The organism is Streptomyces sp. NPDC047079, assembly GCF_040643755.1.
In the GTDB taxonomy this organism is placed as follows: domain Bacteria; phylum Actinomycetota; class Actinomycetes; order Streptomycetales; family Streptomycetaceae; genus Streptomyces.
The window spans coordinates 15,108-30,703 of sequence record NZ_JBEYUZ010000023.1 but is presented as its reverse complement, the minus strand read 5'-3'; the positions used below and the strand labels follow the sequence as shown (position 1 = coordinate 30,703).

Here is a 15,596-nt window from a genome sequence, read left to right as displayed (position 1 = left end):
GAACGGGCCGACGGGCCGAGAACGCATCAGTCGCGCCCGGACAATGCCCGGGACCGCTCTCCGCGGAGAGTGCGCATCACGCCGACCGCAGGCGCATGGGGGTGCCACGTGAAGACGTACCTGGATCTGCACCGGGAGTTCTCCGCCGACATCGACGCGGAGCTGGAGGCCGTGCTCGCCCGGACGGGCGGGTCCGCGCCCGCCGTCCGCGACGCCGTCGCCCGGCTCCTGCGGCACCAGCCGATGAAATACCCGCTGTCCGTACTGCCGTTGCTGGTGCACGGCGCGGAGACCGGTGAGCCCGCACCGGCCCTGCCCCTGTCGGCGGTGCACGTGCTGTGGTGGACGTCGGCCTGCTATCTCGACGACCTGGCCGACGGAACGGGCGCGACCCTGCCCGAAGGCCTCGGCCTGCACGAGGCGCTGCTCGCGGCCATCGTCACCGGACAGCTCCTGCCGCTCCAGGTCCTGGACTCGCCCCGGGTCCCGGCCGCCGTCCGGCCCGCGTTGACGGCCGAACTGCTGAACAGCGGGGTGGCGGCCGCCGAGGGGCAGATGGAGGACATGCGCAAGACCAGGGGCGAGGCGAGCCGGAAGGCGGTCCTCGATGCCTACCGGGGAAAGTCGGGCGCTCCCTTCGGCATGATCACGGCCATGGCCGCGACGCTCTCCGGGGCGAGGGACGAACGCACCGACCGCTGGCGGGAGTTCGGTCACTCCTTCGGCATTCTGTGGCAGATCTTCAATGACTACGAGGACCTCGCGTCCGGCCGCCACGAGGACCTGCTGAACGGCACGGTGACCTACGCGCTGGCGTGCGCCCTGGAGGAGGCGTCCCCGGGCGAGCGGCAGCGGATCCTGGACCTGCACGCCGAGGCCCGTACGTCCGCGCAGGCGCGGTCGGCTCTGGCCGGCGTCCTCCTCGGCCCGTCCGTCCTGGCCCCCTGCGAGAAGGACATCGGGGAGTTCCGCGACGAGGCGTACCGCGTCCTGGACCGGCTCGGCGGCGACGAGGCGTACGTGTCCGTCCTGCGCCGGCTCGTGGAGCGGACGTCCCGGCTGCGCCCGTGACCGACCGCCCCGTGCGGCGCCGCCGTGGCGCCCGCGCCGCCTCCGCTCCGGTCCCGTCCGTTCCAGCCCCATCCGCTTCCGCGGCGTGCCCGTGCTCGCCGCAGTGTTCCCGCGCCCGACGTGTTCCCGTCCCCGCAGTGTTCCCCGCCCCGCGACAGAAAGAGTGCCAGGTCATGTCTGACGGAGTTGTCCCCCGCCGCGCCGCGGTGGTCATCGGCGGGGGCATGACGGGCATGCTCGCCGCGGCGGTGCTCGCCGACCACGCCGACGTCACGGTCGTCGAACGTGACGTCCTGCCGGACGGCCCCCTCCCCCGCAAGGGGCTTCCGCAGGCCCGGCACGCCCACATCCTGTGGTCCGGTGGTGTGAAGGCCCTCGAGGAACTACTGCCGGGCGTCGTCGACCGGCTCGTCGCGTGCGGCGCCCGCAAGGCCCGCATCATGACCGACCTGGTGTCCAAGGCCCCCTCGGGCCAGTGGTTCCGCCGGTTCGCCCGCAGTCACCACGTGAACCTGCTGTGCAGCCGTGATCTGCTCGACGCGGTCGTGCGCGAGCGCGTCCTCCGGGACCCTCGCATCACCTTGCGGTCAGGAACCGAGGCACTGGCTCTGGAGGGCGGCGCGGACCGCGTCAGCGGCGTACGCGTACGGTCGGCGCAGGCGACGAGCACCCTCACGGCCGACCTGGTCGTCGACGCCGGCGGACGGGCCGCCCGGGCCGCCGTCTGGCTGCGGGAACTCGGCCTTCCCCCGGTGCCCGAGCGCACGGTCGACGCCGGCGTCGCCTACGCCAGCCGGCTCTATCGCGCACCCGGGGGCGCCTCCGACGGCTTTCCCGTCGTCAATGTCCAGGCCGACCCCCGGCAGGCCCCCGGCAGGGGCGGCATCATCACCCCCGTCGAAGGCGGCCGGTGGCTCGTGACCCTCTCGGGAACGCGCGGCGGGCAGCCCACCGCGGACAACGAGGCCTTCCTAAGCTTCGCCCGCTCCCTGCCCCATCCCGTCATCGGTGAACTGCTCACCGACGCCGAGCCCCTGACCGACGTCGTCACCACGCGGAGCACCGCCAACAAGCGGCGCTACTACGAGAAGACCCCCCGCTGGCCGGAGGGCTTCGCGGTCCTCGGCGACGCCGTGGCGGGCTACAACCCGGTCTACGGCCACGGACTGAGTGCCTCGGCGCTGAGTGTGCTCGCCATGCGCCGCGTTCTGCGCCGGCAGCACCTCACCGCTCCCGGGACGGCCCGGCGCATCCAGAAGGCCGCGGCGCGCCCCGTCGAGAACGCCTGGAGTCTGGCCGTGGGCCAGGACGTGTTCTACCCGGGTGCCAGTGACCAACCCCCCACCCGGCTCGAGAGGATGCTCGCCGCCTTCGTCGACCGCGCCGTCGACGCAGGATCACGGAACCCGCGGGCGCTGCGGGTGCTTCTCGATGTGATGAGCATGGAGGCATCCCCGGCCCGGCTGCTCCTGCCCGACATGCTCGCGCTGGTCTTCCTCGGCCGGAAGAAGCCGCTCCTCGACGGTCCTCCGCTGACCCGGCAGGAGTGGAAGGCCGCCACGGGCGCGGTGCCGCTCGGCCGGGAGGACTGACCGCGGCGGACGGGGGGCGGACGGGGTGTCCGTGCGCCCGCCATGGCCGCGCCGAACCGCTGGGGCCGCCGTCCTGAGGACGGACGGCCGACGCCATGGGCCGGGTCAGGTCGGGGCCTGGTCGCGGCGGACACGGCGGCGTCGGCGGACGTCCTTGACGACGCGGGACCGAAGGGCGCGGGAGAGCCTGGCCAGGTCACCCGTCGTGGGAGGCGTGCCGGGCGGGCCGAGGGGCGCCCGCACGGGCGAGGGCTCGTCGCCGACGACGCTGTACGAGTCGACGGCGGCGGCGATCACCGCCGCCTCGGCGATGATGCCGGCGTCCTGCGCCCCCGCCCCACGGGCGACGGCGGCGGCGTACGCCTCGTTCCATATCCGGTGGTCGAAATGGCTGCGGCACGCCACGATACGGTCGGAGATGTAGGTCTGACGCTGCGTCAGCCGCAGTCGGAACTCGAGAGTCCACCAGGGCAGGGGCAGCAAGGCGAGGCCGGGCGCGCCGGGGACCGCGCTGACGGTCCTGGCGAGCGGGCCGAGTTGCCAGTACCGGACGGCGTCCTCGCTGCGGCGCCCGACGAGCGGGAGGATGAAGCCCACGGCGACGAGGAGGGCGCTGGGCTGGCCCATGCTGGGTGCGACACCGGTGGCCAGCACGTCCCAGTTGTGCCCCGTCCACCGGGCGCCGATCGCCACGAGTTTGGCGCCGTCGTAGCCGGCGTAGTGCATCAGATAGCCCAGGGCGAGGGCGCGCAGACCGACCCGCATGGTGCCGTGCACATCACGCGACCAGCGCCAGCACAGGTGGCTGCACACGTAGGAGGCCAGGCCGTGGGCGAGCAGGTACAGCAGGATCATCTCGCGGATGCAGGGGGTGTCGGCGTAGTACACGTCGAAGTCGGTGCGCCGTTCGACGGGGGCGTCGCCGAGGACGTACAGGGTGACGATCAGCACCCACACCAGCAGGTGCAGCGCGATGATCCACTGCGACAGACGTCGGGTGTGGCGCTTGTCGGGGCCGCCGCGCCAGTTCAGGACGAGCACCACCGAGGCCGCGGAGAAGCCGGTGAGCGCGCAGTAGACCAGCGGGGCCGAGAAGTTGGACACTCCGGTGGTCCGGTTGACCAGGATGATCGTCTGCGGCGCGGAGGTGAACAGAACGCCGGATCCCACCAGCAGCAGGGCGCAGATCGAGGACAGCAGCCAGTCCCGGCCCCGGGCGCGGACCAGGGCGGGTAACTTGAGCAGGCAGGCCAGGAGCAGCAGGCCGCCGGCGACGTAGAACCCGAGGTTGGCCTTCATCCTGCGAGGGCCTCGGGCGGTGCGGTCGGACGGGGTTCCGGCTGGGCGCGTAAGGTCATGCCGGCCGGCTCTCCGGCCTGCCGGCCGTGCGCAGCGTGTCGGCGACGATGGGGGTGTGGACGGCTCGGGAGACCCGGACCAGGTCGCCCAGGTTGCCGTCGAGCGTGGTGGGCAGATACGCGCCGGGCACGGGCTCCTCGGGCGTGCCGGCCCGGGTGGCGGCCACGACCATGGCGGCGGCGCCGATGGCCTCGGCTTCCGGGGCGCTCGCGCCGGCGGAGATCGCCCGGTTGTAGGCCCGCTCGCGGACCCGGTCGTCGAAGCGGGGCTCCAGGCGGTTGATGCCGTCGCGGATCCCGGTCTCCCGCTGGGTGAGACGGAGGTCGATGTCCCCCAGGGACCGCCAGGACAGCGGCACCCAGTACCGCCGGTCGGCCGGGTCGACCAGGAGTCTGAACAGCGGCCGCAGGCGGGCGTAGGCGGTGACGCTCTCGATGCGCGGGCCGACCAGCGGCAGGGCGTAGCCGACGGTGACGAGGGCGGCCGCGACGGCGGCCACACCGGGGGCGAGGTCGGTGCTCAGGGTGTCCCAGTGCCGTCCCGTCCAACGCCCCACGACCGCGGCCAGTTTGACGACGCCGAAGACACCGTTGAGCAGCCAGCCCGGCACGAGGACGGCGAGGCCCCTGCGGGTCCAGCCGGTCACCTTCCGGGACCAGCGCCAGCACAGCGTCGTCGTGGCGAACGCCGCCACCAGGTGGGCCACCAGGTACAGGGTGATCATCTCGGCGAGGCCCGGGGTGGTGGCGTAGTAGGTGTCCAGGTCGGTTCGGCGTTCGACGGGTGCGTTGCCCACCGCGAACAGCACCCACAAGGCGACGATGACGGCGGCGTAGGCACTCAGCCAGCCGAGGGCGACACGGCGCACGTGCCGCGGCTCGCCGCCGCGCCAGTAGACGATGACGACGAGGCAGGCGGCGCTGAAGGCGGTCACCACCGTGTACACCAGTGGTGCGGCGAGGTTGGGGATCCCCGTCAGCTCGTTGATGGCGGCGACGCTGGCGGGGGCGGACAGGGTGAAGGAGACCCCGGCCGCGAGCACGACCGCGCACAGCGACACCAGCGCGGGGTCACGCCTGCTGTGCAGCAGCCTGGGAATCCTGATAGCGAGGCCGCTCCACAGGAGCAGTGCCGTCAGATAGTAGAAGCGACCGTCCACGACTCAGACCCAGAGACCTCTGCCCAGCGAGTCCTCGATGCGTCCGGCCACCTGGCCCAGGTCGGCGCGCCAGTGGGTCCTGCGGAAGGTGCGCAGGTCGGTGCCGAGCCGCAGACCGAACATCTCGGCCTCCGCCTCGTGGCGGTCGTCGAAGCGGGTGCGGGCGGCGACGCCCATCTGGGGCGCGCCGAGCCCGCCGAGTCTCGTGTCCCGGGCGGCGAGGAGCCGGCGTACGACGTCCTCGACGGCACCGGCCTCGAAGCTGTGCGCCCGCGCGGTGGCCCGGCCCGCCGGGATGTGGGCTCCGCAGTGCCCCTCGAACATGTGCCATATCTCATGGCCCAGGATGACGTGCTCGTGCTCGCTGTTGGTCGTGTCGTCGCGCACGGCCACGATGTCCATGTCCTCGAGATCCAGCCACAGTCCGCTCGCCGTGCCCGGCGGGAAGGTGGTCCGCTTCAGCACCACCGGGCGGCCTCGCAGACCGGCGAGGATGGTGCCGAGCGCGGCGAAGATCTCGTCGTCGTCACCCGGCGCGGCCAGGGCCAGGCGGGCGAGCAGTTCGGCGCTGAGCTCTTTCATCCTCTTCTCGCGCCTGGTCTTCACGTCGTCACTCCCCGTTCTTCGACGTCGGTGTCCTAAGCCGCGGGTGGTCGCCCGCGGCGGGACGGTGGCCGGTCCCTACGGCCCGTGGAACATCCAGATCGCCACAGTAGTCATTTCTCCGTGGTCCTCAACCGACCTCGGGCACGAGGGCACGGGGCAACGGAACGCAAGCCGGACAACCACATCCTGCCGACCCGTACAGGTGTCGGCAACTGCTCCGTTTCCCCGCCGAGATCGCTGCCCCCCAGCGTCATCGGGCGCGGAAACCGGCGCACTTGCAGACGGCCGGCTCCGCTGAGCGGGCGAACCCCAGGCGTAGGCCACGTGATTGTCAGTGGTGGGCGGCAAGCTGGGGGTGCGCCACCGATGCGCGCGGCGACCGGTCGCGTTCGGGGGCGTGCACCGTGCACGTACCGCCGCGCGCCCCGGGGCCGCGCGGCCGACCCGGGGAGAGTCGACCGATGCCGACCGCCGCCGTACTGACCGACCGCGAACGCGCCGCCGTACAGGCCTATCTGCGCCTCCTCCACACCGTACGAGCAGCATTCGACGGACCGCCGGATCCGCTGCGACCACCCGTGGTCCCGACCGCCGCCCTGGCCGAGGCGGACCGGGCCCTTGCGGAGGCGGGGCTCACGGGCACCGAGGAGGAGTTCTTCCGTCTGTGCCGGCAGTGGTGCCCCTGATCGGTGTCCCGTGGGCCGCGGCGGTCTCAGAGACCGGCCGCGACCCGGGACCGGTGCTGCCGCCAGGCCTCCTCGCGCAGATCCCGGCGCAGCAGGACGTCGGCGGCGGTGCACGCGAGCGCCTCGGTGGCGGCGAGAAGGACCGCGCGGGCCCGCTCGGAGGCCGCCGCCTCGGCGAACTCGGCGGTGTGGTCGGACCCGTCCTCCTCCATGATCGCCACGAAGGGGTGGATGGTGGGCAGCCGGTCGCTGACGTTGCCGACGTCCGAGGAACCCAGGTACACACCGGGGGCAGGGGGAGTCAGCGCGATTCCCTTCCCGGACAGGTGCTCGGCGAACCGGGCGGAGAGCACGTCGCTGTCGCGGAAGTGCTCGTACCGGACGGTGGCGCGCTCCACCTCGGCCGTGGTGCCCGTGGCCCGGGCGACGCCCTCGGCGCAGTTCCGCAGCTGCTCGACGAGGTCCTCCAGCGCGCGGGTGGTGAGCGCCCGCAGCCCGAACTGCCCCTCCGCGTAGTCGGGGACGATGTTGGTGGCCCGGCCGCCGTCGGTGATGATGCCCTGCACATGGGAGGCCTCCGGCAGTCGCCGGCCCACCACGGCCAGGACGTTGAACAGCTCGACGAGCGCCGCCAGAGCGTCGATGCCCTCGGTCGGGTTCCCCGTGGGATGGGCGGCCCGACCATGGAAGGCGACCCGGTACTGCACCTGTGCCGTCAACGGCGCGTACCGCCAGTCGTACACCCCGGGGTGGAACATCAGCGCCGCGTCGACGCCGTCGAACACCCCGGCCTCCGCCTCGATGGCTTTGCCGCCACCGCCTTCCTCGGCCGGTGTGCCCACGGCCATCACGCATCCGTGCGCGCCGCCCAGCACGCTGTGCAGGGCCAGTGCCGCTCCCAGGCCCGCGGCCGCGATGAGGTTGTGCCCGCAGGCGTGGCCGAGACCGGGCAGGGCGTCGTACTCCAGGAGCAGCGCGACCGCGGGACGGCCGTCGCCGGAGCGCGCGGCGAACGCGGTCGGCATCCCCGCCACCCCGCTCTCGACCGTGAGGCCCTCGCGTGCCGCCATGCCGGTCAGCAGCTCGGCCGCCCGGTGTTCGGCGAAGGCGTACTCGGGATCGGCGTGCAGCGCGAGGGCGACGTCCCACAGGAGGCCGGCCCGCCCGGCCACCGCCCTGCGCAGCTCCTCGTGGACCTCGTCGGGTGTGCGGGTCACCTGGCCTCCTTCGCCTCCGGCTGCGATGCCCCTCGAGCGTGGGTTCCACGGTCCGGGACCGCGACACGCCCTAGTTTCGAACGTCTCGCGGGTGGAACCCGGTGTGGCGCCGGCACCGGCCGCCCTTCGAGCGAGGTCCGGGACGGCGACCCGAACGCTGGGGAGCGACCTGGAGGCAGCAGATGGATCACTCGCGGGTTCCCGTGCTGGAGGCGCTGGAGGAGTTCCGGCGCCGAGGGGACGTGGCCTACGGCCCTCCGGGCCACAAACAGGGCCGTGGGGCCGATCCGCGGGTGGCGGACATCGTAGGGCTCGACGTCTTCCGTTCGGACGTGCTGTCCCTCAACGGACTGGACGACCGCCGCCAGTCGCAGGGCGTGCTCAGTCAGGCCCAGGAACTGATGGCGGACGCGGTCGGCGCCGAGCGGGCGTTCTTCTCCACCTGCGGCAGTTCCCTTTCGGTGAAGACCGCCATGATCTCCGTGGCCGGCCCCGGCGAGAAACTGCTGGTGTCCCGCAACGCCCACAAGTCCGTGGTCGCGGGCATCGTGGTCAACGGAGTGGTGCCCATCTGGGTGCATCCGAAGTTCGACGCGGAACGGCACCTGGCCCACCCGCCGGAGCCGGACGACGTGCGCCGTCGCCTCCAGGAGCACCCGGACGCCAAGGGCATGCTGCTCATCACACCGACCGACTGGGGCACCTGCGCGGACGTCCAGGGCGTGGCGCGGGTCTGTCACGAGTTCGACGTCCCCCTGATCGTGGACGAGGCCTGGGGCGCCCACCTTCCGTTCCACCCCGCGCTCCCCGCCTGGGGCATGGACGCCGAAGCCGATCTGGTGGTGACCAGCGTCCACAAGATGGGCGGTGCCATCGAGCAGAGTTCCGTCTTCCATCTCCAGTACGACCGGGTGTCGCCGGAGGTTCTCAAGCAGCGGGAGGATCTTCTCGGCACCACCAGCGCCTCGTCCTTGGTGTACGCCACCCTCGACGGCTGGCGGCGCCAGATGGTCGAGCAGGGACACGGGCTTCTGGAGTCCGCGCTGCATCGCGCGGAGCGGATCCGGGCCGGGGCCGGTGATCTGCCGGGCCTGCGGCCCATGGGCTCCGAGGTCGTCGAGGCGGGGCTCGCCGCCGAGTTCGATCCTCTGAAGATCGTGATCGACGTGCGGGAGCTCGGGGTGACGGGAATGCAGGCCGCCGAATGGCTGCGCGCCCACCGTCACGTCGATGTCGGCGGCTCGGACAGCTGCCGCATCAGCGCCTCGATCACATACGCCGACGACGACGAGACCGAGAAGATCCTGCTGGACGCCCTGCGCGCGCTCGTCGAGAACGCCGACGGCATCGAGCGGCAGACGCCCGTGCGCCTGCCGCAACCCTCGGCACTCGAACTGGAGCAGGCCATGACGCCGCGCGAGGCGTTCTTCGGCACGGCCGAACACGTGCCCGCCGAGCGGGCGGCGGGACGGATCGCCGCCGAGACGATCAGCCCCTATCCGCCGGGCGTCCCGGCGGTGGCCCCCGGGGAGGTGATCACCGCGGAGGTTGTCGACTATCTGCGCAGCGGTGTCGCCCATGGCGTGCTCATCCCTGACGCGGCGGATCCCACGCTGGAGACGCTGCGGGTGGTGGCGAAGGACTGAGGACCAGGTGGGACCGGTTTGAGCCGGTCCGCTCGCGGAACTTGGTGGTGGCCTTCCGGGGCAGACGGGCAGTAGCGGGCGCAGCGTGCGCCCGGGCAGGAGGGAGCCCGTGCTCCGCAGGGACGGTATGCGGTGGCGAGGGAGGGAAAGGTCGTCGATGACAACGGTCGGTGTGGAAGAGGAGTACCTGCTGATCGACCCGGTCACGGGTCGTCTGGCGGCACGGGGAGAGAAGGTGCGGGCTGCGGCCGGCCTGGCGCCGTTCGTCGCCGGCGACGAGATCCAGGCGGAGCTTCTCCAGGCGCAGGTCGAGGTGGCCACCCCGGTGTGCGCCACGCTGGAAGAGGTCGGGGGCCATCTCCTGCGCCTGCGGCACGCCGTGGCGGGAGCGGCGGAGGCATGCGGCTGCCGGCTCGTGGCCAGCGGTACGCCGCCGCTGGCGGAGGGCCCGCCCGTACCCGTCACGGACAAGGCCCGATACCGGGAGATGCAGCGGCAGGCCCCCCAGTTGGTGGCCGAGCAGATGGTCAACGGCATGCACGTGCACGTCGCCGTGCCCAACCGGCACATGGGCGTCGAGGTGCTCAACCGCCTCCGCACATGGTTGCCGACGCTGACGGCCATGTCGGCGAACTCCCCGCTGTGGGAGGGGCACGACACGGGATTCGCGAGCTGGCGCACCATCGTCTTCGACCGCTGGCCGGTCAGCGGCGTCCCGCCGTACTTCGCCGACGAGACGGACTACGACCGGCGGGTGCGACGGCTGCTGGCGACAGGCGTCATCAGCGACACCGGGCAGCTGTACTGGCAGGCCAGGCTGTCCGACAACTACCCCACGGTGGAGGTCCGCTGCCTGGACGTCCAACTGCGCGTGGACGACGCCGTGATGTTCGCGGGACTGATACGCGCCCTCGCCGACACCGCGATGCGCGATGCCGCGACCGGCGGCTCGGCGCCCGAGGGCGAGATGGAGTTCGTGCGGGCGGCGATGTGGCAGGCCGCGCGCTACGGACTGAGCGGGGACCTGATCGACCTCGGTGGCAGGCGCCGGCCGGCCGACGAGGTGGTGTACGGGCTTGTGGAGCATGTCGGCCCCGCCCTGGAGGCGTACGGGGACACCCGGGAGGTGACCTCGTTGGTCCGCCGTCTGCTGGAGCGGGGCACGGGCGCGGAGCTTCAGCGCAAGGCGCTGGCCACCGGGGGCCTGGAGGCCGTCACCGGCATGATCACGGACGCCGTGGTCACGCCCTAGCCTTCACCCGGGGGGCCGGGGTACGGCGACGGCCGTCGCGGCCAGCCCCCGCTCCGCCGTCCACCGGCCCTCGAAGGTCTCGACGGGGTGGCCGTCGACCACTGGCCCCGGGACCAGCAGTCGCGCCCGGAACCGGCCCGAGGCGCCGGGGACGGCGCCCGGGTCGATCTCTATGTCGGCCTCCTGGAAGTCGAGCCACTTCCCGGTCAGGGGGAACCATGCCTTGTAGACGGACTCCTTGGCGCTGAACAGCAGCCGGTCCCAGTGGACGGACGGGTGGCTGTGGGCAAGGGCCCGCAGCCGCGTCTGCTCGGCGGGCAGCGCGACCGCCTCCAGGACGCCTTCCGGCAGCCGGTCGTGCGGTTCCGCGTCGATTCCGAGGGAGACCAGGTCGCCGACGTGCGCCAGCGCGGCGGCGCAGTAGCCCTCGCAGTGGGTGATGCTGCCGATCAGCCCGTCCGGCCAGCGCGGTGCGCCGCGCTCGCCGGGCAGGACGGGCCCCCGCGGGACACCGAGCTTCTCCATGGCCTGTCGTGCGCAGCCCCGCGCGGCCCGGAACTCCCGGCGCCGCTTCTCCACGGCCCGCGCCACGACCGCCTCCTCCTCCGGGTAGAGGGGGACGCCGTCGCCGAGCGCGTCACGGCCGTGTGCCTCCACGACCGCGACCGACCCCGGGAGCAGCTCCTCGATCACCTGCTGGGACCTCCATCGGAAGAATGCGGCGCAGCCGTCCGGGCGGCGCCGCGCGAGGGCGCCATTCGCGGGGGTAGCCCACCGAAACCTCTTCGAAGCGAACGCCGTCGTGGTGGGTGGTGCGGGGAATGTGCAGATGTCCGTAGACCATGCAGGCGACCCGGAACCGGCGGTGCCAGTCGGCGGTCAGCCGGGTGCCGCACCACATGGCGAACTCGGGGTGGCGCAGGATCTCCGTGGGGTGCCGGTCCAGGGGGTAGTGGTTCACCAGCACGGTGGGCAGATCGTCGGGGATCTCCTCCAGCCTGCGCTCGGTCTCGGCCACCCTGGCGCGGCACCACGCCTCGCGGCTCGGGTAGGGGTCCGGGTGCAGCAGATACTCGTCGGTGCACACGATCCCGGTGCCGTGGGCGTAGTCGAGCCCCTGCTCCTTGGTCGTGCAGCCCTGCGGCAGGAAGGTGTAGTCGTAGAGCAGGAAGAGCGGCGCCACGGCCACCGGGCCGCCCGGCCCCTCCCAGAGCGGATAGGGGTCCTCGGGTGTGGTCACGCCCAGGTCCCGGCACATGGCGACCAGGTGTGCGTAGCGCTCGACGCCGCGCAGGGTGACGGTGTCCCTCTGGTGGGTCCACAGCTCGTGGTTGCCCGGCGCCCAGATCACTTTGCGGAAGCGGCCGGCCAGCAGTTCCAGCGCCCAGCGGATGTCGGCGACGGTCTCGGCCACGTCGCCGGCGACGAGGAGCCAGTCCTCGTCCGAGGTGGGGCTCATGCGCTCGACGAGGGCGCGGTTCTCCGGGTATCCGATGTGCAGGTCACTGATGGCGAGCAGCTGTCCACGGCCGTCCGTCGACTCCACTCTCGCCCCTTTCGAGAACCGAATACGACCACAAGACCACATCGGGCCGCCGACGGACAAGAGCGACCCGCGACGGCCGCCCTCGCACCCAGGGAGAACGGCCGGTTTCCGCCTGCCGGCGCGTCCCGCCGAAAACGGCGATCGCCCGCCTGCTCGCGCGCGCCGGAACCGCCCCTGCCGTCCAGGCAAGCGGGGGGGAATCCGTAACACTCGCGTAGCCCTGGGTTGGTCCGGGAGGGCCTATGATCGCCCCAACACCTCCGCCATGGACACCTTCTCCACGCACGGCGGTTCGGTGTACCTCCTCCTCCCCTGGCCGGGCACGGCCTGCTCCGCCCTGCCTGCGCACCGTGAAAGGCGGCCTGCATGCTCTCTTGCGTACGCGTCTGGCTCAACCGCACGTACGCGGAGAACGTGTTCTTCATGGATCAGCTGCGGAGAAATCCCGGCGACCGGGCCGTCGAGATCCACGCTACGCACGGCGACCCCGACTCCCCCGTCCTGGCCGCGGCGGACACCGCCGAGTTCGAGCCGGAGGGCCTGTCCCCGGCCGCGTACGTGGAGTACGCCCTCGACCAGTGCGCGCGCCGCGGCATCGATGTGTTCGTGCCCCGTCTGCACCAGGAGGCGATCGTCGCGCACCGCGCCGAGTTCGAGGCGGCCGGTACGGTGCTGCTGGCGCCGACCGCCGAGGCGGTCGCGGTCTTCCGGGACAAGGTGACGGCGTATCAGGTCGTCCAGTCGATCGGGATTCCGGTGCCGCCGTGGTGGCGGGTGGCGAACGAGGACGAACTGGTCGCCGCCGTCGAACAGTTGGAGGCCGGGGGCCACAAGGCGTGCTTCAAGCCGGCGGCCGGCGCGGGCGGGGTGGGCTTCCGCCAGATCACGCGCGCCCCCTTCTCCCTGGCGCACCTGAGCGGATTCCCGGGCCCGTACGTGCCGCTGGACCTGGTCGTCCGGGCGGTGCGCGAGGCCGAGGAGCCCGTCGACTGGCTGGTGATGCCGCGCCTCGAGGAGCCGGAGGTGTCGGTCGACTGCCTGACCGGGCCCGACAACCTGATCCGGATGGCGGTGGGCCGCACGAAGAACGGCCGTCGCCGGGGCTTCACGCTGCACGAGCGGTGGCTGGAGCCGGCCAGGCGCCTGGCGGAGGGCTTCGGACTGCACTACCTCTCCAACATCCAGTTCCGGATGTACCGCGACGAGCCGGTGCTGCTCGACGTCAACACGCGTCCTGCGGGCGGACTGCATCAGCTGTCGTTGTGCGGTCTCAACGCTCCCTGGGCCGCTCTGCAGTTGGCCCTCGGGGAGGATCCGGGCGAGGTGGTGCCGCCGTTCCTGGGCACGGACTACACGGTGGTGTCGGGGCCGCGGCCGGTCCGCTCCCTTTCACTGCCGCGGCAGCGGGACGACGAGCCGGAGCAGGCGCCGGTCGGGCCCGCGGTCCCGGTCGCCGCGGTCGAGGTCGGCTCGGCTCAGGCCCTGCCCTTGTAGCGTCCCGGCGGTCACGGCGCCGGGCCCGGTGAGCGCTGGGCCCGGCGGAGGGGCGGTTCCCCCTGGCGTCGTGACGGTGCGAGGGTGCGAATCCCGCACCGGTCTGGACCAATTCTCCCCGCGACCCTTGACACCGAGATTGGTCCATACCAACTTTGTTGCGCACCCTTCTGCACTTTCCCCTGCACTCCCGAACCCCCCTTCCTCTTCAGGGAGATCGCGTGCGCACACTCCTCAGACGTTCCAGACGTGCCTTCTTCGCCCTCCTCGGCTCCGCCGCCCTGGCGCTGGGCGGAGCCGTCGCCCTCCCCGGGACCGCACAGGCGGCCAACATCCTGTCCAACCCCGGCTTCGAGTCGGGCAGCCTCTCCCCCTGGTCCTGCACCGGCAACCTCGGCTCGGTCGTCTCCAGCCCCGTCCACGGCGGCTCCAAGGCCCTCGCCGGGGCCGTGAGTTCGAGCGACAACGCGCAGTGCAGCCAGACCGTCTCGGTCCAGCCGAACACGACGTACAGTCTCAGCGGCTGGGTCCGCGGCAGCTATGTGTACCTCGGCGTGAACGGCGGCGCCTCGACCTGGACGACGTCCCCGTCGGCGTACAGCCCGCTGTCCGTCTCCTTCACCACCGGCGCCTCACAGACCAGCGCCACGATCTACGTCCACGGCTGGTACGCGCAGGGCACGTACTACGCCGACGACATCAGTCTGGACGGCCCCGGCGGAGGTGGCGGCGGCTCCGACACCCAGGCACCGACCGCGCCCACCGGCCTGGCCTCAACCGGCAAGACCTCCTCGAGCGTGTCGCTGAAGTGGAACGCCTCGACGGACAACGTCGGCGTGACCGCGTACGACGTCTACAGCGGCTCCAGCCGGGTGCTGAGCGTCTCCGGGACGTCCGCGACGGTCAGCGGCCTGTCGCCCAGCACCGGCTACACCTTCACCGTGAAGGCGCGCGACGCGGCCGGGAACACCTCCGGGGCCTCGAACTCGGTGACGGTCACGACGGACGCGGGCAGCGGCGGCGGCACCGGCTTCAAGCAGGCGGCGCCCTACCTCTACGAGGGCTGGGGCGACCCGCCGAACCCGAGCACGGTGATGAGCGCCACCGGCATCAAGTGGTTCACGATGGCGTTCGTGCTCGACTCGGGCGGATGCACCCCCGCCTGGGACGGCAGCCGCGCACTGACCGGCGGCGTCGACCAGACCGCCATCAACCAGATCCGCTCCGCGGGCGGTGACATCGTCCCGTCGTTCGGCGGCTGGTCGGGCAGCAAGCTCGGCGCCAACTGCTCCTCCGCGAGCGCGCTCGCCGGGGCACTCCAGAAGGTGATCGACGCCTACTCCCTGAAGGCGATCGACATGGACATCGAGAACACGGACGAGTTCGAGAACGAGGCCGTGCAGGCCAAGATCCTGACCGCGCTGAAGACGGTCAAGGCCAACAACCCCGGCCTGAAGACCATCGTCACCTTCGGCACCTCGACAACAGGCCCGACCTACTACGGCAACCGGCTCATCGAGCAGGCCCAGTCGCTCGGCGCCAACATCGACGTCTTCACCGTCATGCCGTTCGACTTCGGTGGCGGCTCCGACATGTACGGCAACACGGTGAACGCGGCGGAGGGCCTGAAGGCCAAGCTGAAGTCCACGTTCGGCTGGGACGACGCGACGGCCTACTCCCACATCGGCATCTCCGGCATGAACGGCCTGTCCGACCAGCAGGAGAACACCACCCCGGCGATCTGGGCCCAGATCCGCGACTGGTCGAACGCGCACCACATCGCCCGGCTCGCCTTCTGGGCGGTCAACCGCGACCGCCCGTGCGCGGGCGGCGGTGTGGTGAGCAACTGCTCGGGCATCAGCCAGAACACCTGGCAGTTCACGTCCATCACGGCCGGATTCACCGGCTGAGCACCGGCGTGGGGGTGTCCGGACCAGGCACCCCCACGCCCCCTTGCCTCAGAAGGCG

At 72.1% G+C, this 15,596-nt stretch carries 13 protein-coding genes; 7 read left to right on the top strand and 6 right to left on the bottom strand.

Features of this window, described 5'->3' with window-relative positions; translation table 11 throughout:
• Positions 1–108 precede the first annotated feature (108 nt).
• Positions 109–1,071 carry a polyprenyl synthetase family protein gene (locus tag ABZ823_RS24875; RefSeq protein ID WP_361664428.1) on the top strand — a complete coding sequence of 321 codons (963 nt, stop codon included), beginning with the start codon at positions 109–111 and terminating at the stop codon, positions 1,069–1,071.
• 173 nt (positions 1,072–1,244) lie between these two features.
• Positions 1,245–2,663: an FAD-dependent monooxygenase gene (locus tag ABZ823_RS24870; RefSeq protein ID WP_361664425.1), complete on the top strand. Its 1,419-nt coding sequence runs from the start codon at positions 1,245–1,247 to the stop codon at positions 2,661–2,663.
• A gap of 105 nt (positions 2,664–2,768) precedes the next feature.
• On the opposite strand, the gene ABZ823_RS24865 is transcribed toward ABZ823_RS24870, so the two are convergent.
• The 3 genes from ABZ823_RS24865 to ABZ823_RS24855 are packed head-to-tail and all read right to left on the bottom strand — an operon-like array spanning position 2,769 to position 5,787.
• Entirely contained in the window at positions 2,769–3,962 is a 1,194-nt protein-coding gene (locus ABZ823_RS24865) for a DUF6545 domain-containing protein (RefSeq protein WP_361664422.1), read from the bottom strand.
• Positions 3,963–4,017: 55 nt separating this feature from the next.
• The gene (locus tag ABZ823_RS24860; RefSeq protein ID WP_361664419.1) at positions 4,018–5,181 is read right to left on the bottom strand and encodes an MAB_1171c family putative transporter; all 1,164 of its coding nucleotides are present in this window, start codon (positions 5,179–5,181) and stop codon (positions 4,018–4,020) included.
• A 3-nt stretch (positions 5,182–5,184) separates the two neighbouring features.
• Entirely contained in the window at positions 5,185–5,787 is a 603-nt protein-coding gene (locus ABZ823_RS24855) for a toxin-antitoxin system, toxin component (RefSeq protein ID WP_361664416.1), read from the bottom strand.
• 461 nt (positions 5,788–6,248) lie between these two features.
• Between ABZ823_RS24855 and ABZ823_RS24850 the strand changes: the two genes are divergently transcribed.
• A complete protein-coding gene (locus tag ABZ823_RS24850) occupies positions 6,249–6,473 on the top strand; it encodes a hypothetical protein (protein WP_361664412.1) in 225 nt (74 codons plus the stop codon).
• 26 nt (positions 6,474–6,499) lie between these two features.
• Here ABZ823_RS24850 and ABZ823_RS24845 read toward each other — a convergent pair whose 3' ends face one another.
• Positions 6,500–7,690 (bottom strand): amidohydrolase, encoded by a 1,191-nt coding sequence (locus ABZ823_RS24845; protein ID WP_361664409.1) that lies wholly within the window; start codon positions 7,688–7,690, stop codon positions 6,500–6,502.
• 182 nt (positions 7,691–7,872) lie between these two features.
• Between ABZ823_RS24845 and ABZ823_RS24840 the strand changes: the two genes are divergently transcribed.
• Positions 7,873–9,336, top strand: a complete 1,464-nt coding sequence (locus ABZ823_RS24840) for an ornithine decarboxylase (protein ID WP_361664406.1) — start codon at positions 7,873–7,875, stop codon at positions 9,334–9,336.
• Between the two features lie 157 nt (positions 9,337–9,493).
• Positions 9,494–10,588, top strand: coding sequence for a glutamate--cysteine ligase (locus ABZ823_RS24835; protein ID WP_361664403.1), 1,095 nt, complete (start codon positions 9,494–9,496; stop codon positions 10,586–10,588).
• A gap of 3 nt (positions 10,589–10,591) precedes the next feature.
• On the opposite strand, the gene ABZ823_RS24830 is transcribed toward ABZ823_RS24835, so the two are convergent.
• Together ABZ823_RS24830 and ABZ823_RS24825 are read right to left on the bottom strand one after the other, a co-directional pair.
• Positions 10,592–11,281, bottom strand: coding sequence for a 4'-phosphopantetheinyl transferase superfamily protein (locus tag ABZ823_RS24830; protein ID WP_361664400.1), 690 nt, complete (start codon positions 11,279–11,281; stop codon positions 10,592–10,594).
• Positions 11,226–12,134 (bottom strand): metallophosphoesterase, encoded by a 909-nt coding sequence (locus tag ABZ823_RS24825; RefSeq protein ID WP_361664397.1) that lies wholly within the window; start codon positions 12,132–12,134, stop codon positions 11,226–11,228. The genes ABZ823_RS24830 and ABZ823_RS24825 overlap by 56 nt, the downstream gene beginning before the upstream one ends.
• Before the next feature lie 366 nt (positions 12,135–12,500).
• Between ABZ823_RS24825 and ABZ823_RS24820 the strand changes: the two genes are divergently transcribed.
• Positions 12,501–13,628, top strand: a complete 1,128-nt coding sequence (locus tag ABZ823_RS24820; RefSeq protein WP_361664394.1) for an ATP-grasp domain-containing protein — start codon at positions 12,501–12,503, stop codon at positions 13,626–13,628.
• Between the two features lie 221 nt (positions 13,629–13,849).
• Positions 13,850–15,538, top strand: a complete 1,689-nt coding sequence (locus ABZ823_RS24815) for a carbohydrate binding domain-containing protein (RefSeq protein WP_361664391.1) — start codon at positions 13,850–13,852, stop codon at positions 15,536–15,538.
• The last annotated feature ends 58 nt before the right edge of the window (positions 15,539–15,596 follow it).

Bases quoted from the DNA above. Each gene is read 5' to 3' on its own strand.
- ABZ823_RS24870 (WP_361664425.1), top strand. From the start codon at position 1,245: ATGTCTGACGGAGTTGTCCCCCGCCGCGCCGCGGTGGTCATCGGCGGG.
- ABZ823_RS24865 (WP_361664422.1), bottom strand. From the start codon at position 3,962: ATGAAGGCCAACCTCGGGTTCTACGTCGCCGGCGGCCTGCTGCTCCTG.
- ABZ823_RS24850 (WP_361664412.1), top strand. From the start codon at position 6,249: ATGCCGACCGCCGCCGTACTGACCGACCGCGAACGCGCCGCCGTACAG.
- ABZ823_RS24840 (WP_361664406.1), top strand. From the start codon at position 7,873: ATGGATCACTCGCGGGTTCCCGTGCTGGAGGCGCTGGAGGAGTTCCGG.
- ABZ823_RS24835 (WP_361664403.1), top strand. From the start codon at position 9,494: ATGACAACGGTCGGTGTGGAAGAGGAGTACCTGCTGATCGACCCGGTC.
- ABZ823_RS24820 (WP_361664394.1), top strand. From the start codon at position 12,501: ATGCTCTCTTGCGTACGCGTCTGGCTCAACCGCACGTACGCGGAGAAC.